This window comes from Nostoc sp. 'Lobaria pulmonaria (5183) cyanobiont', assembly GCF_002949795.1.
GTDB lineage: Bacteria > Cyanobacteriota > Cyanobacteriia > Cyanobacteriales > Nostocaceae > Nostoc.
On record NZ_CP026692.1, the window covers coordinates 640,055 to 666,568 of the forward strand.

Annotated in this window: 16 protein-coding genes; 13 read left to right on the forward strand and 3 right to left on the reverse strand. The window is 41.7% G+C overall.

From position 1 onward, the window contains the following. The first annotated feature begins 4 nt into the window (after positions 1-4). From NLP_RS02660 to NLP_RS02695, 7 genes are all read left to right on the forward strand, one after another. A complete protein-coding gene (locus NLP_RS02660) occupies positions 5-3,415 on the forward strand; it encodes a non-ribosomal peptide synthetase (protein ID WP_104905029.1) in 3,411 nt (1,136 codons plus the stop codon). Beyond that, positions 3,412-7,656 carry a non-ribosomal peptide synthetase gene (locus NLP_RS02665; protein WP_104905030.1) on the forward strand — a complete coding sequence of 1,415 codons (4,245 nt, stop codon included), beginning with the start codon at positions 3,412-3,414 and terminating at the stop codon, positions 7,654-7,656. Before NLP_RS02660 ends, NLP_RS02665 begins: the two co-directional genes overlap by 4 nt. Positions 7,657-8,325: 669 nt before the next feature. Further along, positions 8,326-10,800 carry a putative Ig domain-containing protein gene (locus NLP_RS34570; protein ID WP_234017180.1) on the forward strand — a complete coding sequence of 825 codons (2,475 nt, stop codon included), beginning with the start codon at positions 8,326-8,328 and terminating at the stop codon, positions 10,798-10,800. Positions 10,801-11,610: 810 nt separating this feature from the next. Then, positions 11,611-14,622, forward strand: a complete 3,012-nt coding sequence (locus tag NLP_RS02680; protein WP_104905031.1) for a peptidase domain-containing ABC transporter — start codon at positions 11,611-11,613, stop codon at positions 14,620-14,622. Positions 14,623-14,709: 87 nt separating this feature from the next. Then, positions 14,710-16,293, forward strand: coding sequence for an HlyD family efflux transporter periplasmic adaptor subunit (locus NLP_RS02685; RefSeq protein ID WP_104905032.1), 1,584 nt, complete (start codon positions 14,710-14,712; stop codon positions 16,291-16,293). Between the two features lie 109 nt (positions 16,294-16,402). Further along, positions 16,403-16,900, forward strand: a complete 498-nt coding sequence (locus tag NLP_RS02690) for a DUF427 domain-containing protein (protein WP_104905033.1) — start codon at positions 16,403-16,405, stop codon at positions 16,898-16,900. A gap of 72 nt (positions 16,901-16,972) precedes the next feature. Continuing rightward, complete coding sequence (locus NLP_RS02695) at positions 16,973-17,500, forward strand: GrpB family protein (RefSeq protein ID WP_104905034.1); 528 nt, start codon at positions 16,973-16,975, stop codon at positions 17,498-17,500. A 278-nt stretch (positions 17,501-17,778) separates the two neighbouring features. Here the strand turns inward: NLP_RS02695 and NLP_RS02700 are convergent, their stop codons facing one another. Next, entirely contained in the window at positions 17,779-18,771 is a 993-nt protein-coding gene (locus tag NLP_RS02700; RefSeq protein ID WP_104905035.1) for a metal ABC transporter solute-binding protein, Zn/Mn family, read from the reverse strand. 888 nt (positions 18,772-19,659) lie between these two features. On the opposite strand from NLP_RS02700, the gene NLP_RS02705 reads away from it, so the two are divergent. The 6 genes from NLP_RS02705 to NLP_RS02730 all read left to right on the forward strand — a co-directional run bounded on the left by NLP_RS02705 (position 19,660) and on the right by NLP_RS02730 (position 24,759). Next, positions 19,660-19,995, forward strand: coding sequence for a hypothetical protein (locus NLP_RS02705; protein WP_104905036.1), 336 nt, complete (start codon positions 19,660-19,662; stop codon positions 19,993-19,995). 475 nt (positions 19,996-20,470) lie between these two features. Next, positions 20,471-20,821 carry a YtxH domain-containing protein gene (locus NLP_RS02710; RefSeq protein ID WP_104905037.1) on the forward strand — a complete coding sequence of 117 codons (351 nt, stop codon included), beginning with the start codon at positions 20,471-20,473 and terminating at the stop codon, positions 20,819-20,821. Positions 20,822-20,832: 11 nt separating this feature from the next. After that, positions 20,833-21,372, forward strand: a complete 540-nt coding sequence (locus NLP_RS02715) for a hypothetical protein (protein ID WP_104905038.1) — start codon at positions 20,833-20,835, stop codon at positions 21,370-21,372. A 319-nt stretch (positions 21,373-21,691) separates the two neighbouring features. Continuing rightward, a complete protein-coding gene (locus NLP_RS02720) occupies positions 21,692-22,501 on the forward strand; it encodes a TPM domain-containing protein (protein ID WP_104905039.1) in 810 nt (269 codons plus the stop codon). Between the two features lie 109 nt (positions 22,502-22,610). Then, entirely contained in the window at positions 22,611-23,240 is a 630-nt protein-coding gene (locus NLP_RS02725; RefSeq protein WP_104905040.1) for a precorrin-8X methylmutase, read from the forward strand. A gap of 166 nt (positions 23,241-23,406) precedes the next feature. Next, entirely contained in the window at positions 23,407-24,759 is a 1,353-nt protein-coding gene (locus NLP_RS02730) for a right-handed parallel beta-helix repeat-containing protein (RefSeq protein WP_234017181.1), read from the forward strand. Between the two features lie 172 nt (positions 24,760-24,931). Here NLP_RS02730 and NLP_RS02735 read toward each other — a convergent pair whose 3' ends face one another. Together NLP_RS02735 and dapB are read right to left on the reverse strand one after the other, a co-directional pair. Next, positions 24,932-25,618 (reverse strand): phosphate ABC transporter permease, encoded by a 687-nt coding sequence (locus tag NLP_RS02735; RefSeq protein ID WP_104905041.1) that lies wholly within the window; start codon positions 25,616-25,618, stop codon positions 24,932-24,934. A 39-nt stretch (positions 25,619-25,657) separates the two neighbouring features. After that, positions 25,658-26,494, reverse strand: coding sequence for a 4-hydroxy-tetrahydrodipicolinate reductase (gene dapB / locus NLP_RS02740; protein ID WP_104905042.1), 837 nt, complete (start codon positions 26,492-26,494; stop codon positions 25,658-25,660). Positions 26,495-26,514 lie beyond the last annotated feature (20 nt).

The following is a 26,514-nucleotide window of genomic DNA, read 5'->3' on the forward strand; positions in this document are numbered from 1 at the left end:
TTTTATGAGTTTATTACCTTTTAATTCACAATCTGTATTAACATCTGTTGATTTCGATCCATTTTCAGATGGAGAGTTATTATTGACTGCCCCTGCAACCGAATCTCAAAAAGAAATTTGGGCTTCTGTACAAATGGGAGACGGTGCCAATTGTGCTTATAATCAATCCCAATCTCTGCGACTAAAAGGAAATCTGGATGTAAAAGCTCTCCAGTCTGCTATGCAAGAGTTAGTCCAACGTCATGAAGCGTTACGGACAACCTTTAGCACAGATGGCAATACACTCTGCATTGTTGCTTCCCTGAGAATAGAAATCCCGATCATCGATCTTTCTAGACTGGAGTCACAGGAGCAAGAAACAAAAATAGCTAGTATTTTGCAACAAGAGGTAAAACAACCCTTTGATTTAGAACACGGCCCTCTATTTCGGGCAAAAATTGTCAAATTGCATCTGCAAGAACATCTAGCAATTTTGACTGCCCATCACATTATTTGCGATGGTTGGTCATGGACGGTGTTGTTACCAGATGTGGGTAAACTCTATTCTGGCTTGCAACAGGGTATTGTTCCTGAATTGGAAGAACCAGATCGCTTCAGTGAATATGCGACGTTGCAAGAAGAAGAAACCCAAAGTTCAGAAGCGATCGCCACAGAAAAATATTGGTTAGATCAATTCTCTGATTCTCTGCCTGTGCTGGATTTCCCCAGCGATCGCCCACGTCCATTATTCAGAACCTTTAATGCTGCCCGTGAAGATTGGCATTTAAATCCCGAACTAGTTGTCAACCTCAAACAACTAGGAACAAAACTTGGTTGTAGCTTTATGACTACCATCTTGTCAGGATTAGAGGTGTGGCTCCACCGCCTGACAGGACAGAACGACTTGGTTGTAGGTGTTTTCGCCGCCGGACAAGCTGCTTTAGGTCAATATAATCTCGTAGGACACTGTGTTAATTTATTACCACTGCGTAGCCGCATCAATGGAGAAAAATCCTTTATTGACTACTTGCAAACGCGGCGCTCGGCTGTATTAGATGCTTATGACCACCAACAATTTACTTTTGGCAGTCTAATCAAAAAACTAGTGTTTCCACGGGATTCTAGTCGTATTCCCTTAGTACCAATCACCTTTAATATCGAGCAGGGCTTGGACGGAAACAGTTTGCCATTTGCAGGGCTGGAGGTAGAGTGTTTCTTCAATCCTCGCGAATTTGAGAATTTTGAACTATTTATCAATGCTACAGAATTACGTGGTCAGCTTATTCTGGAATGTCAGTACAACACCAATTTATTTGATGCTGATACTATCCGTCGCCGAATGGCAGAGTTTGAGGCTCTCTTAGCAGGTATAGTTGCTAACCCCAATCAAATTATTGCCAAATTGCCAATCTTGCCAACAACTGAGCAACAGTTATTAGCAGCATGGAACAATACTCAAACAGCTTATCCTCAAGATAAATCCATTCACCAGCTGTTTGAAACTCAAGTGGAGCGAACACCAGATGCGATCGCTGTTGTGTTTCAAAATCAACAACTGACTTATCTGGAACTTGAGGAGCGTGCCAATCAGCTAGCTCATTATCTCCAAACGTTGGGAGTCAAGCCTGGAGTGCTAGTTGGCATCTTTTTGGAACGGTCAACAGAAATAGCGATCGCTCTACTAGCTGTACTCAAGGGAGGTGGTGCTTATGTCCCCTTAGACCCCACTTATCCCAAAGAACGCTTGATCTTCATGCTTGATGATGCTCAAGTATCCGTGTTACTTACCCAAGCCAACCTACTTGATTTGTTACCAAATCAGGTAGAAGTAGTTTGTTTGGACACAGATAAAGAAAAAATTACCCATTATCCAACTCACAAACCTGCTTACCTAGCAAATACTGAGAATCTAGCCTACGTCATTTACACTTCCGGCTCCACAGGAACACCTAAGGGAGTAAAAGTTTCTCACCAAAATGTTGTCAACCTCCTAGGAAGTATGCGTGAGCAACCAGGTTTGACGCAGCAAGATATTCTGCTATCTGTCACCACTCTCTCCTTTGATATTGCCGTTCTGGAAATCTTCTTGCCGTTAATCGTGGGGGCAACTACTCTGATAGTCAGCCGTGAGGTGGCTACGGATGGTGAGAAACTGCTCAAAACTCTCAACCATTCAGGAACAACAGTCATGCAGGCCACTCCTGCAACCTGGCGATTGCTGCTGGCAGCTGGCTGGCAAGGTTCCAAACAACTCAAGATTCTGTGCGGTGGGGAAGCATTACCACCTACTTTAGCTAAGGAACTGGTGAATCGTGCCCACAGTGTTTGGAATATGTACGGGCCAACTGAAACAACAATCTGGTCTACCTGCTATCAAATTAAAGCAGACGGAATGCCTCTGATTGGTCAGCCCATTGCCAATACTGAAATTTATCTATTAGATGCTTATCAGCAGCCTGTGGCTGTAGGAGTTCCTGGTGAACTTTATATCGGCGGTGCAGGTGTAGCGTTGGGTTATTTGAATAGACCTGAGCTAACTACAGAAAGGTTTATCTCCAACCCATTCAGCCAAGTACCTCATACTCGACTCTATAGAACAGGTGATTTAGTTCGTTATCGCACCGATGGCAACCTTGAATATCTGCAACGAATTGACAATCAATTTAAAATTCGCGGTTTTCGGATTGAATTGGGTGAGATTGAAATGGTGATGGCTCAACATCCTATTGTGAAAGAAGCTGTCGTTGTTGTGCGAGAAGATATCCCCGATGAGAAAATTTTAGTCGGTTATCTAGTTCCAAAACCACCATCGGAAGTTGAGTCTTCAGCAAAGTCTGCTAGCAGTACTCAACACACTCAAGCCTGGAATCAAAGGTCGGACTTACTGTCTGAATCAGAATCTTTACAAAACCAGACTTTAAGTGATGCTTATGCCAATAGCCCCATACAGAAGCAGACAGGAAATAATCAGCTAATCCCACAATTACGCCAGTTCTTGAAGGAAAAGTTACCAAACTATATGGTACCCACTACCTTTGTGACACTGGATGCGATGCCCCTTACTCCTAATGGCAAAGTAGATCGAAAGGCTCTACCAATACCCGATTTTGCTCGTCCAGAACTGACGGAAGGTTATGTTGCACCTTGCACCTTGGTTGAACAGCAGATTGCTGGCATTTGGGCACAAGTCCTCAACTTAAAAAATATCGGCATTCATGACAACTTCTTTGAGCTAGGGGGACATTCAGTACTGGCAATTCAAGTCACTTCCCGGTTGCGTCAAACCTTTCAAGTAGAAATACCTTTACTCAACTTATTTGAAGTATCAACTGTAGCTGACTTAGCTGAACGAGTTGAAACACTGCAATGGGCAGCGCAAAATTATCAAGCTTCTCCGACTGAAATGAGCGGCGACTACGAAGAGGGACAACTATGAAAACCATTCATGAGTTTTTATCAGAACTACGTCATCTAGATGTGAAATTATGGATCGAAGACGGTAGCCTGCGCTATCGCGCTGCTAAGGAGAGCCTGACACCAGATTTACTGGAGCAGATGCGAGAACGGAAAGCCGAAATCTTAGAATTTCTCCTCCAGGCTAATGTTGGTAGTAACAATCTTCCTCATATATTACCTAACATCAGAGATGGCAAACTCCCTCTTTCTTTTGCTCAACAACGCTTATGGATTTTAGAGCAATTTCATCCTGGTAATGTCTACAATATACCTCTAGCCTATCGCCTCACAGGTTCACTGAATGTGGTACTACTGGAGCAATGTCTAGTTGAAATTGTCCGCCGTCACGAAATCCTACGAGTTACCTTTACATCTATAGATGGGCAACCCAGTCAAGTCATATCTCCAGATATAACCCTGAATCTGCCGCTTGTCGATTTGAGTCAGTTGCCTCTAGAACAGCGAGAAATTGAAGAAAAAAGACTGGCTGCTCAGGAAGCTCAACAACCTTTCGATCTTTTGCAAGGGCCATTTCGCTTTAAACTGCTACGCCTAACTGAACAGGAGAATATGCTGCTCCTGAACCTGCATCATATTATTGCAGATGGTTGGTCTTCAGAGGTTTTCTTTCAGGAACTCACAACACTTTATGAAGCCTTTGCTGCTGGCAAACCCTCCCCACTACTGGAATTACCTATCCAGTATACTGACTACGTTCACTGGCAGCGTCAGTGGTTACAAGATGCAGTCCTAAAATCTCAGCTTGATTATTGGAAGCAGCAGCTAAGTGGCAACCTACCCATACTAGAGCTACCCAGCGATCGCCCACGACCACCTGTCCAAACTTATTCAGGCGATATCTGTCGCCAGATGCTACCGCAGACGTTAACTGATGCCCTCAAGGCTTTGAGTCAGCAGTCAGGGGTAACACTGTTCATGACTTTATTAGCAGCCTTCAAGGTATTGCTCCATCGCTATACAGGACAAGAGGATATTCTTGTTGGCTCCCCAATTGCCGGTCGCAACCAGATAGAAACCGAAGGATTGATGGGTTTATTTGTCAATACTTTGGTCATGCGGACTGACCTTTCCGGCAATCCCAGTTTTCGGGAAATACTCGATCAAGTGCGTCAGGTAGCTTTAGGTGCTTACGATCACCAAGATTTACCTTTTGAAAAACTGGTGGAAGAACTTAATCCAGAACGCGATCGCAGTCATTCACCACTATTTCAAGTAATGTTCGCCATGAATCCTCCTTGGACAAAGGGGGCACGAGAAGTAGCAGGTTTGAAAATTGCCTCCATCTTTGGATACACTCACACCAGTACGGCAAAATTTGATTTAACTCTGATGATACGTGATACAGGCAAAGGATTGAGAGCCTCTTTTGAATACAATACTGACTTATTCGATGAAGCCACGATCGCGCGGATGCTTGGACATTTCCAAACAATGCTTGCAGGTATTCTTGCTAACCCAGAGCAACGCATCTCAGAGTTACCGTTATTAACGCCAGCCGAACGGCAGCAGTTACTTGTAGAGTGGAACAATACTCAAACTGACTATCCCCGGCAGGCTTGCATTCATCAACTGTTTGAGTCACAAGTCGAAAGTACACCCAATGCTGTAGCACTCGTATTTGCAGGACAAGAACTAACATACCAACAGTTAAATAAACAAGCCAATCAGCTAGCACACCACTTGCAAAGCCTGGGTGTAGGGCCAGAAGTAATGGTGGGATTGTGTGCAGAGCGATCGCTCCAAATGGTAATCGGGTTACTGGGTATTCTCAAGGCAGGTGGAGCTTATGTTCCTTTAGATCCCATGTACCCCCAAGAGCGCCTTAGCTTGATGTTAAAAGATGCTCAAGTGGAAATCTTGCTCACTCAACAACATCTGCTCGAAAAATTACCTGTGTGGGGAGCAAAGGTGGTTTATTTGGATAGTGATGCTGAAGCGATTGCTCAACATAGTCAGGAGAATACAGTTAGCCAAACTACCCCTGAAAACTTGGCTTATGTAATCTACACATCTGGTTCTACAGGCATCCCCAAAGGTGTTACCGTCATACATCGGGGTGTCGTGCGCTTAGTTAAAGACACCAATTACATTAGTTTGGGTGCAGAAAATGTGTTTTTACAGTTAGCGCCCATATCCTTTGATGCTTCCACTTTTGAAATTTGGGGATGTTTGCTCAACGGCGCAAAGTTAGTGCTCATGCCACCTCACGCACTATCGCTATCAGAACTAACAGAAGCTCTGAAATATTATCGTGTAACGATACTGTGGTTAACTGCTGGTCTTTTCAACTTAATGGTAGATGAGTATGTTGAAGACTTAAAACAAGTTCGACAACTTTTAGCTGGTGGAGATGTTTTATCTGTCCCTCACATCCAAAAACTTTTGCAAGCAGGCGGAGATTGTCACCTGATTAATGGCTATGGGCCAACGGAAAATACAACTTTTACTTGTTACTATTCTTTAGACAGCAATATTAAAATTAATGGTTCTATTCCCATTGGCCGACCTATTTCCAATACACAAACTTACATACTGGATAGCAATTTGCAGCCTGTCCCGATTGGTATACCAGGTGAGTTATATATTGGCGGTGATGGTTTGGCTAGGGGTTATCTCAAACGACCAGAATTAACCACCGAAAAGTTTATTTATAACCCTTTTAAAAATTCACAATTTGAATCGGATCGTCTATATAAAACTGGCGATTTAGCTCGTTATTTACCAGATGGCAATATTGAGTTTATCGGACGTTTAGACCATCAAGTAAAGATTCGCGGCTTCCGCATTGAGTTGGGAGAAATTGAGGCGATGCTCGGTCAACACCCAGGAGTACAGAAAAATGTCGCTGTTGTCAGAGAAGATGTTCCTGGCAATAAATTGATAGTTGCTTATCTTGTTCCTCAGTTAGGTGAAACTATTGTTAGCGATGAAATGCAAAGCTTTCTCAAGCAAAAATTGCCCGATTATATGTTGCCTGCGGTCTTTGTCATACTAGACTCTCTGCCACTTAATGCTAATGGCAAAGTTGAACGCAAAGCTTTACCTGTGCCCAATTTAACTAATTCTAAAATAGAAACAACATTTGCTACAGCAGAAAATCCACTACAACTTCAATTAACAGAAATCTGGGAAAATGTTTTAGGAGTTCATCCGATTGGAATAACAGACAACTTTTTTGATTTAGGTGGACATTCACTGCTGGCAGTACGTCTGTTTTCTCAAATTGAAAAGATCGCAGACAAAAATTTAGCTCTATCTATCCTTTTGCAAGCACCAACTATTGAGCAGTTAGCTAATGTTATTGAGCGAGAAATATGCTCAAAACCTGGGATTGCAGCAACACCAATAGCTGATGTCAAGTCTGAAACATCAATTCCTTGGTCATCTTTAGTATCTATTCAACCCAACGGTTCTAAGCCTCCTTTCTTCTGTGTACATGGTTTTGGTGGAGAAGTTTTACGTTTCCGTGAATTGGCAGTGCATTTAGGATCAGATCAACCATTTTATGGACTACAACCACAAGGGTTAGATGGAAAACAGCTTCCATATACCCGGATTGAAGACATGGCAGCGCACTATATTCAACAAATCCAGACTATTCAGCCCCATGAGCCTTATTTGATTGGCGGATACTCTTCCGGGGGTATAATTGTTTACGAGATGGCTCGGCAATTGGTCAGGCAAGGTAAGAAAGTAGCTTTGCTAGTTTTATTTGATACCTACGGCTCAAGAAATATTGAATCTGTGCCATTGCAAAAACCAACCTCTCGTAATTGGAAGAGTCTTTTCGCAACTACATCTAACTATGTTATTAAGCAGGTAAAAGGAAATACAGAGCTGCTTAAGTATCAGACCAAAGAGATCCTCTGGCGAATTGTCTTTCACTTTCACCTGATTCTCGGACGCCCCTTACCTTACTCCAACCGGAAATTCATGGTGGAACAGGCCACTAGAGAAGCGCTCAGAAAATATGTTTTACAAGTTTACTCAGGTCGAGCAACCGTATTCCGAACAGAAGATAATCTTGTAGTTGGACAACAGGAGGCTGATCCCAAAATGGGTTGGGGTAAATTGGCATTAGGAGGAGTGGATATTTATGATGTTTCTGGGATTCATAATTCCATTTTTAAAGAACCCCATGTACGAACTGTATCCGAAAAAATGAAGGCTTGCATAGATGAAATTATTGCAGAAACCTAAATCTTTCTAGACTTATAGGAATATTTCACTCAGTGAGGTACAAAACTTAAGTCTCTAAGCCAGATATAAAGCCTGTTTTGCTTGTGACTCTCAGAATTTAAGTAGACGAGCAAAGCTATTTCTAAATTCTGTTTTAGTGATAGCTTTCTAACCTCATCTCGCTTGCGGGATGGGGTTGTTTTATGCGCGAGTAATAACTTCAACTGGCGGCTTGTATAGATGTGTAAATGCGATCGCCAATAAGGCCTTTGCATCAGTGATAAACCTCTGCATCAGCGTGTTACAGGCATTTTTTGACGGTGAATAACCAAGGGACAGCAAATTACACCGCGACTTTCAAAGCTGATTCTCTGTTTGCGCCATTTATTATTATTGATGGTATGGTAATATCGATCCGAAGGTTTAGGCAGTAAATTTACTGAAGTTAACTATTAGATTTTTATATTTATATAGGACTCCGATTTGATTTTTGAAAACATCCTGAGACTGAAAAGCCCGTTTTATCAGGATTTTATCTAAAATCTTGTTCAGAAATCAAATATGATTCCTATATCAGTTTAATAATTGACTCCTTTGCTATGCCAAAAAAATCCGGCTTCTTCTACGTGATTTCCAGGGTATAGCCCGTAACGGCTGCAACGAAAAAACTATTAATTAATAAGAGTAATTATGTCAGACACCATCCCGATCGCGATCGCAAAAGAGCCAATTCAAGACTTGTATGAGCAAATACCTGCTACTCACCTAGTTTTCATAGACCCACAGGTTGAGAAATACCAAAGTCTGGTAGCAGGTGTATTGCCAAACACCTCTGTTGTAGTCTTAGATCCTCACCAGAATGGCATTGAACAAATTAGCCAAGTGCTGGCAACTCATCGTCAAATCAACAGCCTACACATTGTTTCTCATGGCGCACCAGGGCAAGTTTATTTGGGGAACAGTCAACTCAGCTACGAAACCCTCAACCATTATGCTTGGCAACTCATGGACTGGGCAAATGTTTTGAGTGCAGATGCACAACTGCTGTTGTATGGTTGCGAAGTCGGGCAAACAGAGCAAGGTAAAGCATTTGTACAGCGTCTGAGTGAATTGACAGGTGCAGTAGTAGCGGCGTCTGATGACTTAACGGGGAGTACTGCATTAGGTGGTGACTGGGAACTGGAGGTTTCTACGAGGGCAATTATTCCTACTCTGGCGTTTCAGCCAGAAGTAATGGCAGCCTATGCTTCAGTACTAGCCGATCCAGTAGTAGCGAAGGCAATTCCGGATCAAGAAGCCACCGAAAAGATATTCTTCAACTTCACTGTCCCAGATGACACCTTCACTGATGCGGATGTTGGTGACACCCTCACCTACACTGCAACCCTGGAAAACGATAATCCTCTGCCAAATGGTTTGAAGTTCAATCCTACTACCCGTACCTTCAGTGGCACTCCTGACAATGGGGACGTAGGTAGTATAAACATCAAAGTTACTGCTAAAGACATTGGTGGAGAAACAGCCAGTGATGTGTTTAAAATCACGATTAATAATGTCAACGATCCTCCAGTCTTGGTAAAAGAAATTGCAGATCAAGAAGCCACCCAGAACATACTCTTCAACTTCACTGTCCCAGATAACACTTTCACTGATGCGGATGTTGGAGACATTCTCACCTACACTGCAACCCTAGAAAACGATGATCCTCTGCCGAATGGGTTGAAGTTCAATGCTGCTACCAGGACTTTCAGTGGCACTCCTGAGAATAAGGACGTAGGTAGTCTAAATATCAAAGTTACCGCTAAAGATGTTGCTGGAGAGCAAGCCAGTGATGTGTTTAAACTCACAGTTAATAATGTCAATGATCCTCCAGTCTTGGTAAAAGAAATTGCAGACCAACAAGTTACTGAAGACACACTCTTTAACTTCACTGTCCCATCTGACACCTTTACCGACCCGGATGTTGGAGACATCCTCACCTACACTGCAACTCTGGAAAATGATGACTTACTACCCACTTGGTTGAACTTCAATCCGACTACCTTTACCTTCAGTGGTACTCCTGAGAATGAGGACGTAGGTAGTTTGAATATCAAAGTCACAGCTAAGGATGTTGCTGGAGAGCAAGCCAGTGATGTGTTTCAGCTTGCGGTTGCTGACGATACAGCTCTAGTAACAGTTACAGGCGATATCTTTAGTGTCCAGACTAAGCTGAACATTAAAGGTGATAAAGCAAAACTCTCAGTCAATATTAAAAACAACACCTCTTCAGAGGTGAATGAACTAAGTGTATTTACTGTTGACGATGAAGAAGGTACGATTAACGGCATAGCCCCTGGTGCAGAAGGCTATACGCAAGCGGCTCTTTTGCGTTCAAAGGTGGTTTTCTCCGCCCTTGCCAATCTGCCTAATGGTTTTAATCCCGCCGACCTGAAAAATATATTAGAATTTGACTCTGATACCAAACTCAAATTTTATCTGGTATCCAACAGTACTACTCAGGATGTACAGTCTGGAAAAACCCCCTTATCAAGTGTGCTTTTTTCCTCAGGTACAAATAGCAACATAGAAGATGAAGGGTTTTCTCTTAATTTCCAGAATTTGGTTGTGAATATTCAGCCAACCAATCAAGAAGTATCTTTAGGTACTGGTCTGCAAGGCAAATATCAAGGCGAACTGATTGATTTACGGAGTGTGACACAACCGATAACAGCTGAGTTTGTAGTCAACAGAGAGGCATCTTACAATAACTTTGTCGGCTTCTATCAGGTAGCTGATGAAAATGGTGGTATTGACACCAACGGTGATGGCACAGCAGATATTCTCGTTGGCCAGGCTGGCTACGCCGAAGCTGCTGTGCGTGGGCGTGTTGCAGGCATTGACTTGGCGGTGGGCAACCAAGGCACTGCAAATTACACTGGTACTTTCGATCCGAATTCTTTGTTTGCACCATTTATTATTGCGGATGGCACACCTGATGCGATTCTGAATGGCAATGCCAATAAAAATGTTTACTTCACATTCTTGGGTGCTAATTCAGATAAGGTAGATCACATTCGGCTGTTGGGAAATAACACCTTTGGTTTTGAAGATTTAGCAAATGGTGGTGACAAAGATTACAACGATATGATTGTGCAGGTCAATTTGAGTGCCAATCTTGCCTAGTATCAAAGGCGAGTAATTACTTAGTAAAATTAAACAACTTCATCCCGGTTGCGGGATGAGGTTGTTTTATGCATGAGGATTAAATGGACTCGCTATTAATTAAATTAGTAAATTTACTGAGGGCAGTTCTTGTCTTTCCTTCATAAATTTAATAGTTGATTCCTCTAAGGTGACAAAAAATCTTTACTTTTCCAGTTAATTTTTATTAAATTAAGCTAGCCAAAAAGTGATGGAGAATTCTTTCATAATTAAGTATAGATGATGTTTAACAAGGAAAGCTGCTGTCTTTCGTCATTAATGATATTGTCAATCTCTATATTCGAGAATTTGTAAAAAATAATTCAGAAATTTAAAGTTTTTTTTTATTACATAATTTTTCATTAGGGTATTTACTTAGAAAAGCATCTATGATATTTTCATGTTGATTATCATAAATTAAAATATGCAACGCTAAATTTAACAACCGCGTTTATGTGTCTTGGTTTGACGATCAGTATCCATCTTGCATACTTGCAATGCTAAATATTGATTTTAATTTTGTATAAATCATGTGGCGTTAACCAAGTGATAACTTGTACTCAATCTATTTAGACTATGCTTGGTTTTGAAAAACGCATAACAATCGTAACCGTGTGATATAAATACAGGTCTGCAATTAGACGAACCTTTCCTTTGTGCTTTTACAAATTTAAACACCTGAATTCCAGAAAAGTATTGTCACTGCTGGCATAAAACCAAACACTGGCACTGTTAGTAAAAGATATAGCCCCTAATATTTTCGACTTAATTCTTCACTTTTACTTGTTTTATATGACTTATATTAAGAACACTTTTCCCGAATTTATCACCGCCCTAGAGGGGTTTGAGCAGTTGCCAGATGGGGCGATCGCTAATCTATCAGAACAACTGCAAGCCTGGCGCTATCGCATAGGTCAGAAAATCATCGGTAAAGAAAGTCTCCCGGAACGCATCACCATCATTTATGAAGGACAAGTGCGGCTGTTGGGATACGACCCCCAGACGCAAATGCCAATCACCCTAAAATTACTGCAACCGGGGGAAATTATTGGTGAAATTGGTTTGTTGCGCGATGTCGCCTGTGAAACAGCGATCGCTTCTACCGAAGTAGTATGTTTAACCTTGAGTGCATCAGCATATTTTAGCTTTCTGGCTTTATACCCAGCTTTTGCCGAAGCTCGCAAGAACCGCAGTTATTTGGTAGAAGTTTTCGATATTCTCAGTTCCTATTGGCAAAAACAAGCGATCGCTACCTTAAATCTCAGAGAACTGGCAGAAAAAGCCTTACCCCAAGCGAAAATACATTATCTCCCTTTAGGAAAAACTCCATTCAACCAACTGGATAGCAAAAGCGTTTGGTTTGTGAGTGGCGGTGGTATCACGAATTTCTCACCTGGCGATCGCCTAGAATCAGAGGATGATAGAGACAAGATCCAGGTCATCGGTCAAAATCCCGCACGCTTGCTTGGTATACATCCGTCAGATTTGATCCTAGAAGATAGTCGTCATCAGATAGAACTTGCGGTAAGTGAAACCAGAGTAGATAGAGATAGCGCTGACGACCTAGATATTATTCCCTACGCATCAGACGAAGTAGTTCCACAGACACCCCCCCAAACTTCCAAGAATTCGTCAACACAAAAATACCCATTTTTTGGCGGTAAAGGAGAACTAAATACAGCCTTCGCCTGCTTCCAAATGATCGCGAAGCACCTAGAAATGCCGTTTCGTCGAGAGGTGGTTCGCCGCATCTTAACTGAGCAAATCAAACGTCAGGGGACTATATCGTTTCAAGTTACTGCTTACTTGGCAGAATTAATTGGACTGAAGGCACAGTTGATAGAGTTACCAGTCGCCTCAGTGACGCGCATTCCGACACCGGCGCTGATTCGTTATGGCGATAATTTTGCCGTTTTATACGAAGTAAATGCCAATACTGTAGTTGTGGGTGTACCATCCAAAGGAATTGTGCGTTGCAAACCCGCTCAACTGGTTGAACAATTAGATGTCGATCCAACCAACTTTCCGCCCCAAGTTAGGGTATTACTGCTGACTGCTACCAATCAAACGCCGCAAGAGCGTTTTAGTTTGCGGTGGTTTATACCCTATTTGTCAAAGCACCGTCGAGTTCTGATAGAGGTCTTTATTGCTTCCTTTTTCGTGCAGTTGGCAGCGTTGGCAAATCCCCTAGTCGTTCAGTTAATTATCGACAAAGTTATCACTCAAAATAGTATTGGTACACTACATATTTTAGGGGTTTTGCTATTAGTAGTTGGGCTATTTGAAGCAGTACTAACTACCTTACGAACCTACTTATTTGTTGATACCACTAACCGGATCGATATGGGTTTAGGGTCGCAAATCATTGACCACTTACTACGTTTACCGCTACGCTATTTTGAACGCCGACCGGTGGGTGAACTTTCCACTCGCATCAACGAATTAGAAAATATTCGCCAATTCCTCACGGGTACTGCCTTGACAGTGGGGTTGGATGCTCTATTCTCGGTGGTTTATATCGGTGTGATGCTGATTTATAGTTGGCAACTCACCTTAGTCGGCTTAAGCACAATTCCTGTGTTTGTCGTGATCACCTTAATTGCTTCTCCCACTATTAGCAGACAGTTACGTGCCAAAGCCGAACGCAACGCCGAAACTCAATCTTATTTAGTGGAGGTGATGTCAGGCATTCAAACAGTAAAAGCGCAAAATATCGAATTGCGATCGCGCTTTTCTTGGCAAGAGCGTTACGCCCGATTTGTCGCCGCTGGTTTTAAAACAGTTGTGACTTCTACCCTCGCTAACTCTACCAGTAACTTTCTCAACAAACTCAGCAGCTTACTAGTTTTGTGGGTAGGAGCTTATTTAGTACTGCAACAACAATTAACTTTAGGTGAATTAATTGCTTTTAGGATTATATCGGGTTACGTCACCAGCCCAATATTACGTTTAGCTCAACTTTGGCAAAGCTTCCAAGAAACTGCCTTGTCTCTAGAGCGTTTAAGCGATATTGTCGACACCCCACAAGAAGGAGAAACAGACCGCTACAATATACCCTTACCTACGATTAAGGGTGCAGTGAAATATGAAAATGTTTCCTTCCGCTTTGGCACAAGTGGCCCTCTGCAACTTTCTAATGTCAGCCTCGAATTTGCGCCAGGTAAATTTATCGGCATCGTCGGACAAAGTGGATCTGGTAAAAGTACGATGATGAAATTACTGCTGAGACTTTACGAAACTGAGTCCGGCAGAATTTTGATTGATGGTTATGATATCGCCAAAGTCGAACTTTATTCGCTACGACGACAAATTGGGGTAGTTCCTCAAGAGACATTATTGTTTGACGGCAGCGTTCAGGAAAATATTGCCCTAACCAATCCCGATGCCACAACCGAAGAAATTATCGAAGCGGCTCAGGTTGCGTGCGCCCACGAGTTTATCATGAACTTACCCAACGGTTACAATACGCGGGTAGGAGAACGGGGTTCTGCACTTTCAGGTGGACAACGACAAAGAATTGCGATCGCTCGTTCTGTTTTACAACGACCAAAATTATTAGTTTTAGATGAAGCAACTAGTGCATTAGATTATCCCACAGAACGGCAAATATGTCTCAACTTAGCCAAAGCATTCAAGGGTGATACAGTATTTTTTATTACCCACCGACTAAACACTGTAAGTAATGCAGACATGATTGTTGTAATGGATAATAGCAGGGTTATAGAACAAGGTAGCCATCAAGAATTAATGGCTACTAAGGGTCATTATTATTACCTGTATCAGCAACAAGATGTAAACTTGTAATTAGTCATTCTTGAGGGCAAAGGTTTTTGGCATCGGGAAACATTGCCCACCTTACAAAAAAGTCAAAATCCAAAATCCAAAATCGTTATGACTCAACTTAATGGGAATCATCTCAACGGCAATCATAAAAACGGCAATCACAAAAATGGAGTGAAGCACGATTCACAGGTACTGACAAAACAACAGAAAGCTATTCAAGAGTCTTTCACTAACTCAAATACTCAGGAATTTGAGCAATCTATTGTCTTGCGCCAATCTCCAATTTGGTCGCGTACAATCATGATTACATTAGTGGGGCTAGCCTGCTTTGGAATTGCTTGGGCTTATTTTGCAAAAATTGAGCAAGTAGTGCCAGCAACAGGGCAATTAAAACCCCAAGGAACAGTAAAAGAAGTTCAGGCTCCTGTTAGTGGAGTGGTGAAAACAGTTAATGTAAAAGATGGACAAGAAGTCAAGCCAGGAACATTACTGCTAACTTTTGATTCCATAGCCTCTGTTGCCGAATTAAATTCTTTGAATAAAATTCGCCTTGCATTAATGAAAGAAAACCAGATTTATCGCCGATTGATGAATGCAAGCACGGCCAATGGATCTGAACTGTTATATTTGCGCGGTAATTTGCCACAAGAAACTACTTTTCTGCTGAAAAGTCGGGCCGCATTAGTAGCAGAAAATGAATTATTCCGTACTCAATTAAAAAATTCTGGTCAAGATTCTGGAGTAGGAATTGATGAGCAACAACTTCTACGAGTGGCTAAACAAGAATTAGACTCTCGCTCATCATCAGCACGATTAGAAGTAGAAAAAACCAAAAAACAATTTACTCAAAATCAAATTAAACTAGAAGATAGTAAAGCAAGTTTAGCTATTCAACAGGGGATTTTAAATAAACTGAAGGTATTAGCAGAAGAAGGTGGTATTTCTCAACTTCAGTATCTCAACCAGAAACAAGAAGTTCAAAACCGCACAGCGGAAGTAGGGCAACTAGGCGAGGAACTAAAACGCCTCCAGTTTGATATAGAAAAAGGACAACAAGAGTTAAGCAATACGGTGGCTGTTTCTGATAAAAACATTTTGGATAAAATAGCTCAGAACAAGCAGCAGATTGCCACAATCGATAGCCAATTCATGAAAGTTGTGCTAGATAATGAGCAGCGTTTGGCAGATGTCAATAGTAAAATATCTCAATCACAGTTAAACGTTAAATATCAAGAACTCCGCGCACCTGTAGCGGGAACAGTTTTCGATTTGCAAGCCAAAAATCCTGGATTTGTCGCAACTCCAACTACAAAACTGTTGCAAATTGTCCCCAATGAAAACTATATCGCTGAAGTTTTCATCACTAACAAAGATATTGGGTTTGTGCGAAAAGGTATGAAGGTAGATGTCAGAATTGACTCCTTTCCTTACAGCGAGTTTGGCGATATCAAGGGAGAAGTGACTGGGATAGGTTCAGACGCATTACCGCCAGACCAAACCCATCAGTTTTACAGATTTCCGGCAAAAGTCTCATTAGATAAGCAATCCCTAGTGATTAAGGGTAAAAAAGTTAACTTGCAATCAGGTATGTCCATCAGTGCCAATATAAAAGTGCGTGAAGAACGGACTGTGCTTAGTTTATTCACTGAGTTGTTTACCAAGCAAGTTGATGCTCTTAAAGAGGTACGATGAAGAGGGTTGAGTTAAAAGACCGTAGTGATTCCACAAGGAGAGTTGCTGCTTCACTAAGTACATCACTACTGAGTACTTTTTTCTCTCTCAGCACGCAACACTCTTGATAATGGTTAATTTTCAACGCATCGAACCCGCTCCCGGACAAGAATCAGTTTGGGATTACCCCCGTCCTCCTCTTTTGGAGGACACAACCAAACATATCCAAATAATCTTTAACGGAGTAGTAATTGTAGATACTCACAGCGCCAAACGTGTTTTAGAAACCAGTCATCCTCCTTCTTACTACATTCCCCCAGCGGATATCAAAATGGAATATCTACAGATGACTCCGCAATCTAGTTTTTGTGAGTGGAAGGGAAGTGCTGGTTACTACACAATTCGAGTTGGTGATAAAGAAGTCCATAATGCTGCCTGGTTCTACCCCAAACCCACACCAGCCTTTGAATCTATCAAGGACTATGTAGCTTTTTATGCTCATTTAATGGATAAATGCTACGTTAATGGCGAAGAGGTGCAACCACAACCAGGTAACTTTTACGGTGGTTGGATAACCAGTGATATTATTGGGCCATTTAAAGGCGCTCCTGGTACTTGGGGATGGTGAGTCGATTTTGGATTTTGGATTTTGGATTTTAAATTTTGAATTCAAATTTAAGAATGTTGTTTCTAAATCCTGATGAAAGTAGAAGTGGTACCACATAATCCAATATGGCGCGGCAAATTCGACGATGAATCAAAGTATGTTGCACTTACACTAGGTGAAAATGTAGTTGCTATTCACCATATTGGCAGCACAGCAATTCCATATATCTACGCCAAACCCATTATTGATTTGTTGGTTGAAGTTGAAAACATCGCCAAAGTCGATGATCATAGTTTGGGTATGGAAGCATTAGGTTATGAAGTAATGGGCGAGTTTGGCATACCAAGTCGTCGTTTCTTCCGTAAAGAGAATGAAACAGGTACAAGAACACATCATGTCCACACCTTTACAGCCAGATCACCGGAAGTAGATCGACACTTAGCATTTCGGGATTACATGATTGCACATCCCGAAGATGCGCAGAAATATAGTGAATTAAAACGTAAGTTAGCGAAACAATATCCTAACGATATCATCGGATATATGGATGGGAAAGATGGGTTCATCAAAGAGATGCAAAAGAAAGCATTGGTATGGTGGACACTTGATAAATCTGAATAACACAATAGACTTCTTGCATGAATCAAAAGCCCTCACCCTAAATCCCTCTCCCAAGCTTGGGAGAGGGACTTTAAAATTGTCTCCCCTTCTCCCAATATTGGGAGAAGGGGTTGGGGGATGAGGGCTAGTTTTGCATTCGTGCAAGAGGTCTAATCTCTTTTACCCATCTTGCGTAACATTTAAAACTCCAATTCTGTCTTGCAAAGATAGACTAATAAACCAAGTTTTATGAAATCTCAAAAAATCCAGTTTCTAGGATTACTGAATTGATGTTCTAGCTACCTAGCAGCTTTAGTTTCAAACATCAAATACGTCCCACCTAGTCCTTCTACAATTGTGCGTGTATTGGCAATCATCATTTTCTGATAAGTATCCGCGTCGCTTCCTGGTTCACCAAGTCCCTCAGCATATAGCTTTCTGTCAGAAATGTTCACATCAGCTTCTGTGGCTACAGATTGCATCAGATTAGGATTAATTTCTACTTCAGCAAAAATTGTTGACACTTTAGCCCGTTTAATGTTTGTAGCCAAATTTTTGACTCGTTCGGCTGTCAGCTTTTCGTTAGTACTAATACTTTGCAATCCTCCTGCCAATGAAATACGGTATGCTTTGGCGTAATAACTCAGTGCATCAGAAGTTGTAACTAACTTGCGTTCTTTGGTAGGAATACTGGCAATTCTTGACTTAATCCACCTATCTAGTTGAGTGAGTTCATTTGTAATTTTTTTAGTATTACTGGTATAAGCTTCTGCATCACTAGATTGTAATTTTCTCAAATTATTATTAATTACCTCCACCATTCTGATAGTATTTTTGGTATTGTGCCAAACATGAGGATCGGTTACATTCTTACCATCTGCCTGAAATTTTTGTGGCTTAGGCACTGCCAGTTGAGCGACGGCTATTTTTGGTGTAGGGTTTTTAGTCCCTTTAATTAACTTGATCAGATTTGGTTCAAAATTGTAACCATTATAAAGAATAAGATTAGCTTGCTCAATAGCTTTACGATCTTCCGGTTTGGGTTTATAAAATTGGGGGTCAGCAGTAGGGGAAATTAAGCAGGTGAGGTTAACTGTATTTCCGGCAACCTGCCTGGTTAAGTCACACAATACGCTTGTAGTCGCTACAACTTGGGGAAGATTCTCATTTACCTGGGTGTTAGTCTGAGTGAATGTAGTTCTTACAGCTTGATTTCCACACCCAACAAATCCAATCGTCAAGGCAGCAAAAATAGCTGGGAAGAAATTATTCAATGGTGGTTTTTTTGACATCCTCAACTCCTACTGGATGTATAAAAAAAGATAATCATTATTGGTAAAGTATGAGTAAAATTCCAGAAAAAAGTCTTCAGCAGGAAAGAGGTTAAGGGCAGACGGGGAAGCCTTCGGTAAAGAAAAGAGTAAAGGTTAAGGGAAGAGGAATTAATAGACTTTCTCCTTTATCACTTGTCTGTTTTCCCAGTCCACACCCCGCAATTTTTGGTTAGTGAACCACTAGTCGTCTGTCCCATTAATTCTGATAGGTGAATCAAATTTCAATTTCTCTTGTTTCCTTCTCCTTTTGCGCTCTTTGCGTCCTTCTCCCAAGGGGAGACGCCAACGCGAATGCGGTTCGTTCTCTTTTATAGGCAAAATATTAGTTAACTGCACACGACGGGCTGGAAAACTGGTAGAGCTAGGAGCACAATAATAATGGCAATGCTGGGGAGTCTCCAAGGAGTGTAGTGTAGTTCTCTTACCATCTGTTGAAGGGTCTATACCATTGTGCTTACATCCCACAAAAGTCGCAAATTAACTAGGATTATCAGGTTAAGGAGTGGAAGGTAGTAATGATGGGGCTTATCGAGCATACGGGTTGATTTCGCAAACCGAGTCGTGAATCTAAGGCAATTGTAGCTGTGCTTTTGCGAGGTGTGGATATATCATTGTTACAAAATTGGCAAATTGGCGATTTTTTCGGCATCAGCCTTTGTTACACTAATTTTCACCGAGTAAAACCTTTCAATAGCGCTTAGAGCATCATCTAATTACTTTTTATTGCCAAAATTCAGGATGTACTTTGTACCATAAATTTTATCCTCTAGTTTCTTCATCATTAAATAAGAGCCAAATCAAGTATATAGAACAATTCCTCAAAGCTAATATTGGTCAAGATAAACAATGGTAATTTTAGTTGTCATAATTAACACCCTTATTTCACTGATACTACTCTATGTGGCTTGGCGCGTGTGGCAACTTAAGCAGCAGCTAGCATACATAGCAGATAGGTTAACCGCCTATGAAAGTTGTACCAATGCAGCCCTGAATAAAGCACCCGAAAATATTTATCTCAGCCAACAGAATATTTATAACTTACGGCAGAGAAATCAAGCGCTACAAATGCAAATTCAACAAGTGCGGCAAATTATCAGTCTACTTTTGCTAGGACGGCAAATCTGGCAGCGTTATTTTCTGAAGCTAGAGTTAATATCTGGGAAAAGAACAGTTGCAAAATGAGTTATCTCAGGTTCAGATGAACATTTATGATTATGGCTGACGGGGGTACATAGAGAGAAGTCCGTAGTAAGATCCCATAGGGTGTATTGCTTCCCCTTTCCATAACCTAATCTTAAGCAAGCTAGCCATACCCGGCGGGACTTACGCACAGGTCACGGAAAATCAAACCACAGAGAACGCAGAGAACACAGAGGAATAAAAGTTAGAGAGGTTTTTTGCGTAAGTCCTACCCGGTACGGAACTACGCAAGACATAACACAAAGAAACGCCTGCCAGAAGGCTTACCGGAGGTATCAAAACTTTGAGAGATACAGGTAGTTTTGAATTACAAGTAATTAATAGTTTTGATATTAATTAATATAAAGCAACATTTCTGGGTGATATTTTGTCACCATAGATTAACTGAATAAAATCGGTTGAGTCTTGCAAGGGGAGAAAACCCACCTAAAATGGGTGTAAGGAGAGAAACAACAAGATGTCTAATAACCGTTCTGGAGTATTTTTTGGCGGTTTGATGCTGGGAGCTACCATCGGTGCTTTAACCGGTTTACTCGTGGCTCCACGCACAGGGCGCGAAACGCGTAAAATTTTGAAAAAATCTGCCAATGCTATCCCAGAATTGGCAGAAGATTTATCAATGAGTATGCAAATTCAGGCAGATCGTCTCTCTGCTAGCGCATTACGAAACTGGGATGACACTTTAGATAGATTACGGGAAGCGATCGCAGCAGGTGTAGATGCCAGCCAGCGAGAAAGCCAAGTCTTGAAGCGACAAACATCTGTTGAAGACTCAGATTCGCTTTCCCAGCAATTAGAACGTTCATAAATGATACAACCGTGATTGAACCCCTGTTTTGGTTGGGACTCTCTTTACTTTTAGTCGCCACAAGCTTGACTGCGGTTTTAGTGGCGGCGATACCGGCTTTGCAGGAGTTAGCACGCGCGGCTCGCAGTGCAGAAAAGCTATTTGATACCCTCTCACGCGAGTTACCACCCACTCTAGAAGCTATCCGCGTGACTGGCTTAGAAATCACTGACTTAACCGGTGATGTCAGTGAAGGTGTAAAAAGTGCTAGTAAAGTCGCCAAACAAGTTGACCAAAGTCTTGATACTGCAAGAATTCAGGCTCAAAATCTGCAAGTAGGTACACGCAGTATCTTTATTGGCGCGAAAGCTGCTTGGAGAAACTTCACGCGCCAAAAACCCGCAAGGCGGATGAGCGATCGCTTGCCAAGTAATGAAAAACCACCACTAACGTTGCGAGAACGAGAAGTGCTCAGGCAAGAAAATCGCCGAATCAAAGCAGAAGTGTACCGCCCTCATGACGGTTACAATGACGCTGCTAGCTGGGAAACCAATTTCGATGAAGAAGATTGAATTAGGGCATAGGGCAAAACAGTTCCGTTAGCGGTAGCGGGGCGTTTAGCCTGTTCTGAGTAAATAAGTGAGATTCCCCACTCAGTACTCAGCACAGGTTAAAAGCCCCGCTATCCATGTACAGCACTCAGCACTCCTGAAGGGTATTGGTTATTTTTCTTCATCTACCTCACTCTCCTACTCCCTACTCCCCAAAAACCTTTTGCTTTCATCCCCTAGATTAGAGTAAAGTAAACAAGTGTAAAGAACTATCATTTTTCTAGTACTCTTTTAAAACGACTTGTTCGCTTTTACAGTTGATATTTGTATAAAAACGTCCATGCAATCTTGTTTTTGGCGACGAATTCTAGTATCTATTGCAATATTTTTCCTAGCTGGGTCAATTTGGGTGATGCATTCTCCCCCAGCACTGGCTTATGACAATCCTGAGTTACTCCCTGACACCTTTACCCCAGTTGTAGATTTAGCTAAATCTCTGCCTGTGCAGCAAGAAGAAAAGCTTGTCAAAGATTTAGAACAGTTTGAAGCCGATACAGGCTGGAAATTGCGAGTCTTAACCCAGTATGACCGCACCCCAGGTCGGGCAGTTATAAAATATTGGGGTTTGGATGACAAAAGCATTCTGCTCGTTGCTGATTCTCGTGGTGGTAACATCCTCAGTTTTAGTGTCGGTGATGCTGTTTATAAACTTTTACCCCGAACTTTTTGGATAGAACTGCAAACCCGTTTCGGTAATTTGTACTTTGTCCGAGAAGAAGGCGAAGACCAAGCCATTCTGCAAGCCTTAGAATCGGTTAAAGGCTGTTTGCTCAAAGGGGGTTGCAATGTTGTCCCCGGACTACCACGAGAGCAGTGGATTCTCACCTTGATTACCTCAGTTATTGGTGGGGTGATTTGTGGATTTGCAGCTCAACCCCGCGAGAAAGGACAAGTTTTTGCTTGGCAATGGGCTTTAATTTTCTCACCTTTGTGGGGAATCTTGTTTATTGCCTTCGGCATTGGGCCAGTTGTGACACGCACAAGCGACTGGTTGCCTTTAGTTCGCAATATCTCTGGGTTTCTCATTGGCGTCTTAGTTGCCTACCTATCTCCTATTTTCAGTCGGTCTTCTTCTAGTAATGAGTTATGAGTGAGTAGTTAGGAGTGAGTAGTTTAATTAACTTATAACTTTTAACTCCTAACTGTTAACTCTCTGAAGCTGATAAGCTGAAAGCTAATATTTGAGAAGCTCAACAAAAATGGAATGGCACGTAACTGATGCTCAAAGTTTAGCAATCATTGATAGTGAAATTGGCGATCATGTCTTTTCACCCGCAGAGTATGAGATTGTGCGTCGGGTTATCTACGCCACGGCTGACTTTGAGTATAAGTCTTTGATTCGCTTTTCTGAGCGTGCCTTGCAAGCTGGAGCAGCAGCGCTAGCCGCACGTACCACGATTGTGGTAGATGTCTCGATGGTACAAGTAGGTATTGCCTACGACATTCAAAACACCTTTGCTAATCCAGTGTATTGCAGCATGGAAGCTCTAACACGCCCTCAAAAAGAAAAAACTCGCGCAGCATGGGGAATAGAAACGTTAGCAAAGCGTTATCCAGAGGGCATTTTTGTCGTGGGTCAAGCGCAAACGGCACTGACTGCACTCGTAGATTTAATTGAAGCTGAGGAAATTAGACCTGCTTTAATAATCGCAACTCCAGTGAGATTTGTAAATATTGATGAAGCTAAGAAGCGTTTACAAGACTCTCTAGTGCCTCACATTACAATTGACAGTCGCAAAGGTAATGCAGTTGTAGCAGCTGCGATCGTTGATGGATTGGTAGACTTAGCTTGGCAAGCCTATGGACAAGATAGAAATCGGGGGAGCTAGAAAAGTCGGCTCTATCATACCCTTGATGCCAAATAGTATTTAAAAGGACTGACATATCCTGATATTATATTTTTGTTAAGTAGTGCCTATAAAGGAGCCTTTTGTTGTGGTAATTCGAGGTTTCAGGTTAAGCGCATATCTTGCAATTCCCGTGGTATTAGGTCTTTTGGTTGAGCGAGAAAGGATAAAAACATATTTTGTTGAAAACATCCCTCAGATATTCACTAACAAACAAATTATCCTATCTAGCCATCAGCTAATCAGCAGTAGGGCAACTGCGAAAACATACTATGTTAGTGGTACTGGAAATGACAAAAATAGCGGACTCTCTAGTTCATCCGGCTTTAGAACAATTCAAAAGGCAGCAAATCTGACTAACCCTGGCGATACAGTATTGATTATGAACGGAGTTTACAGGAATGCAAAACCAGGTGGGGACGTAGTATCTATTACTCGCTCTGGAACAGCAAATGCATGGATTAAGTTTAAAGCATATCCTGGACATCAGCCGAAAATTCAACACAATGGATGGCAGGGAATTTTCATTCACAAGGGAGCGTCATATATTGAGATAAATGGGTTGGAGGTGATAGGAAACAATGCCAACATAACCCTTGATTATGCGATGAGTCAGAAAACTAATAAACAAAACCCGCTAACGAATGGAAACTGCATTAATGTAGATGGACGAAAAGATGGTCGTAGTCACCATATACGTATTGTCAATAACAAGGTACATGGGTGTGGAGGAGCAGGCATTTCAGCGATTGAATCGGACTATGTGACAATAGATAATAATGAAGTGTTCGATAATGCCTGGTACAGTGTTTATGGTTGCAGTGGCATTTCGATATTGAGCAGTTGGAATTCTGACAACAAGCGGGGATACAAAATGCTTGTTACTAACAATAAAACTTACAACAATCGTATGTACATCCCTTGGATTGCAGTCGGAAAGATTACAGATGGTAATGGCATTATTATCGATAGTACAAAAAATGATGAAAACCAAAGACTGGGTGCATATAAAGGATATACTTTAGTTAAAAATAATCTTGCATTTAATAATGGGGGATCGGGTATTCATGCATTTTTAAGCGAGCATGTTGATATTGTAAATAACACAGCTGTTTTAAATAATCAGAGTCCAGAACTTAATGGTGGGCAAATATTTGCTCATACGTCATCTGATGTCAAAATTCTCAGGAACATTCTTTATGCTTTTCCTGGAAAAAATATTAATAATAAGACTAAAAATCAAAACGTTATTTATGATTATAATATCTACATCAATAGTTCTAAAATAAATGTTAAGGGCCCTCACGATATTGTTGCAGGCTCACAATTTTTAAGCAAGTATCCCACTTTAGAAAAAATATCTGGCGATTGGAAATCGCGGTTAGAGAAACAAAATCTGCCAACACAATCTTACGTAGAACCGAAGTCGGCAGGTTTTGCCTGTGGGGCAGTGACTTATCGTTTGCAAGGGAAACTCATCAAAGTGGGATGCTCTCGTTAGTAAGAAGGCAGGAGAGATTTATTCGGAATCTAAATGCTCGAACCTCTTGGACGACCATCGAGAAGTTTTGCGGTTGAGAGCAAACTGCGGAGATATTTGCGATATTCGGCTCCTAATTATTAAATGACTTGCACCGTAGATGCAAGGTGTAGGTCGTCTACTGATTAATTCTTCAATCCTCTACTCTACGACGCCGCCGACGCGGCTTTTGTTGTTGGTCTTCACGCAAGCGGCGACCGATTTCATTAAAGAAATCCCGCCGCAGATAAGGATAATCGCTAACCCACAGGTCACGATTGGGAAAGTATATATCGCTGAATTCATCAATACTGCTCAAATCTGGGCGATTTGACATCACTACCATTTCTGCAATTTGACCGCGAGTAATAACTTTGTGGGCAGGACGCAATGGTGCTACAAACTCAATGCTAAATCCTGTATCATCACCGACCTCTAAATTTATCTGTTTTTCTCGATTTTCTACAATTACCAATTCGCCTTTGTTGTTGACTGTTTCAGTTTTACCCATCAATTGGTCTGTAATCCACCAATCTAGGACTCGACCACGGAAAAAGCCGCCGTACTTGTAACGGCGGCATTGTAAATTCCGCATACTTGCTTGAAACACTGGATACCACAACCAAAAAAAAGCGCCAATTACCCCTAGCACAAATACTATTGAAGCAAACTCAAGCTTAAAAATAACTGTTACAAGCAAAATAACAACTATCGCAACTACAGAAATTAACAGGCGTTGCAAAAAATTTGAGAACTTCCCCCAGTAGTACTTGTACTGCAAACCAGTGGCAATTAAGGGGACAACTTGTTCAAATTTCTGGCGAGTCAGTGGTACTAACATGAGTCCTAAGTAATGAATGGCCAATAGTGTGTTTAAGGTTTAAAGTATCTTTTCTAATCCATATACTAACGACTTTAGCGTTAAGACTTTGCGAATCGCTAGTAGCACTCCTGGCATATAACAAGCGCGATCGCTCGTATCATGTCGTAAAGTATAAATCTGTCCTGCTGCGCCAAAAATCACTTCCTGATGGGCAATCAATCCCGGCAAGCGCACGCTATGAATTCTAATCCCTTCATCTGCGATACTGCCTCTCGCTCCTGCTAATTTCTCCGTTTCTTCTACAAGAGCAGGGTTAAAAGTTTTACCCAATTCTCCTAATAACTGCGCCGTTTGAATCGCAGTACCGCTGGGAGCATCAGCTTTTTGGTTGTGATGCAGTTCAATAATTTCCACATGGTCAAAATATTTTGAGGCTGCGATCGCAGCTTGTTGCAACAGTACCATCCCAATGGAAAAATTAGGAATAATTAGACAACCAGTGCTAGCTTTGTCGGCAAAGTCTGCCAAGTCTTGAATTTGTTCTGGACTTAACCCAGTAGTGCCGACTACAGGACGAATACCGTAAGCGATCGCACTGCGAATATTGTCATAAACTGAGTCAGGATGGGTAAAGTCTACAATCACCCCTGGAGGAGACTTTCTGTCACCAGCCACATACCCCAACATCGGTTCTAATTGATTGGTAATCGGCACTTCCAGAGGTTCGCTTAAACCCGCCAACTCCCCTGCATCTTTATCTTGATGTTCCAAACTGTGGTCGATTGCACCCACTAGGTTTAAGTCAGGCGCTTGCGCCACCGCCTTAATCACTTCACGGCCCATTTTGCCAGCAGCACCGTTGACAATAACCGGGATAGGAGCTTGATTGGTCATAAGTCGAGAAATACTTTTTG

Bases quoted from the DNA above. Each gene is read 5' to 3' on its own strand.
- NLP_RS02660 (WP_104905029.1), top strand. From the start codon at position 5: ATGAGTTTATTACCTTTTAATTCACAATCTGTATTAACATCTGTTGAT.
- NLP_RS02665 (WP_104905030.1), top strand. From the start codon at position 3,412: ATGAAAACCATTCATGAGTTTTTATCAGAACTACGTCATCTAGATGTG.
- NLP_RS34570 (WP_234017180.1), top strand. From the start codon at position 8,326: ATGTCAGACACCATCCCGATCGCGATCGCAAAAGAGCCAATTCAAGAC.
- NLP_RS02680 (WP_104905031.1), top strand. From the start codon at position 11,611: ATGACTTATATTAAGAACACTTTTCCCGAATTTATCACCGCCCTAGAG.
- NLP_RS02685 (WP_104905032.1), top strand. From the start codon at position 14,710: ATGACTCAACTTAATGGGAATCATCTCAACGGCAATCATAAAAACGGC.
- NLP_RS02690 (WP_104905033.1), top strand. From the start codon at position 16,403: ATGGTTAATTTTCAACGCATCGAACCCGCTCCCGGACAAGAATCAGTT.
- NLP_RS02695 (WP_104905034.1), top strand. From the start codon at position 16,973: ATGAAAGTAGAAGTGGTACCACATAATCCAATATGGCGCGGCAAATTC.
- NLP_RS02700 (WP_104905035.1), bottom strand. From the start codon at position 18,771: ATGTCAAAAAAACCACCATTGAATAATTTCTTCCCAGCTATTTTTGCT.
- NLP_RS02705 (WP_104905036.1), top strand. From the start codon at position 19,660: ATGGTAATTTTAGTTGTCATAATTAACACCCTTATTTCACTGATACTA.
- NLP_RS02710 (WP_104905037.1), top strand. From the start codon at position 20,471: ATGTCTAATAACCGTTCTGGAGTATTTTTTGGCGGTTTGATGCTGGGA.
- NLP_RS02720 (WP_104905039.1), top strand. From the start codon at position 21,692: ATGCAATCTTGTTTTTGGCGACGAATTCTAGTATCTATTGCAATATTT.
- NLP_RS02725 (WP_104905040.1), top strand. From the start codon at position 22,611: ATGGAATGGCACGTAACTGATGCTCAAAGTTTAGCAATCATTGATAGT.
- NLP_RS02735 (WP_104905041.1), bottom strand. From the start codon at position 25,618: ATGTTAGTACCACTGACTCGCCAGAAATTTGAACAAGTTGTCCCCTTA.
- dapB (WP_104905042.1), bottom strand. From the start codon at position 26,494: ATGACCAATCAAGCTCCTATCCCGGTTATTGTCAACGGTGCTGCTGGC.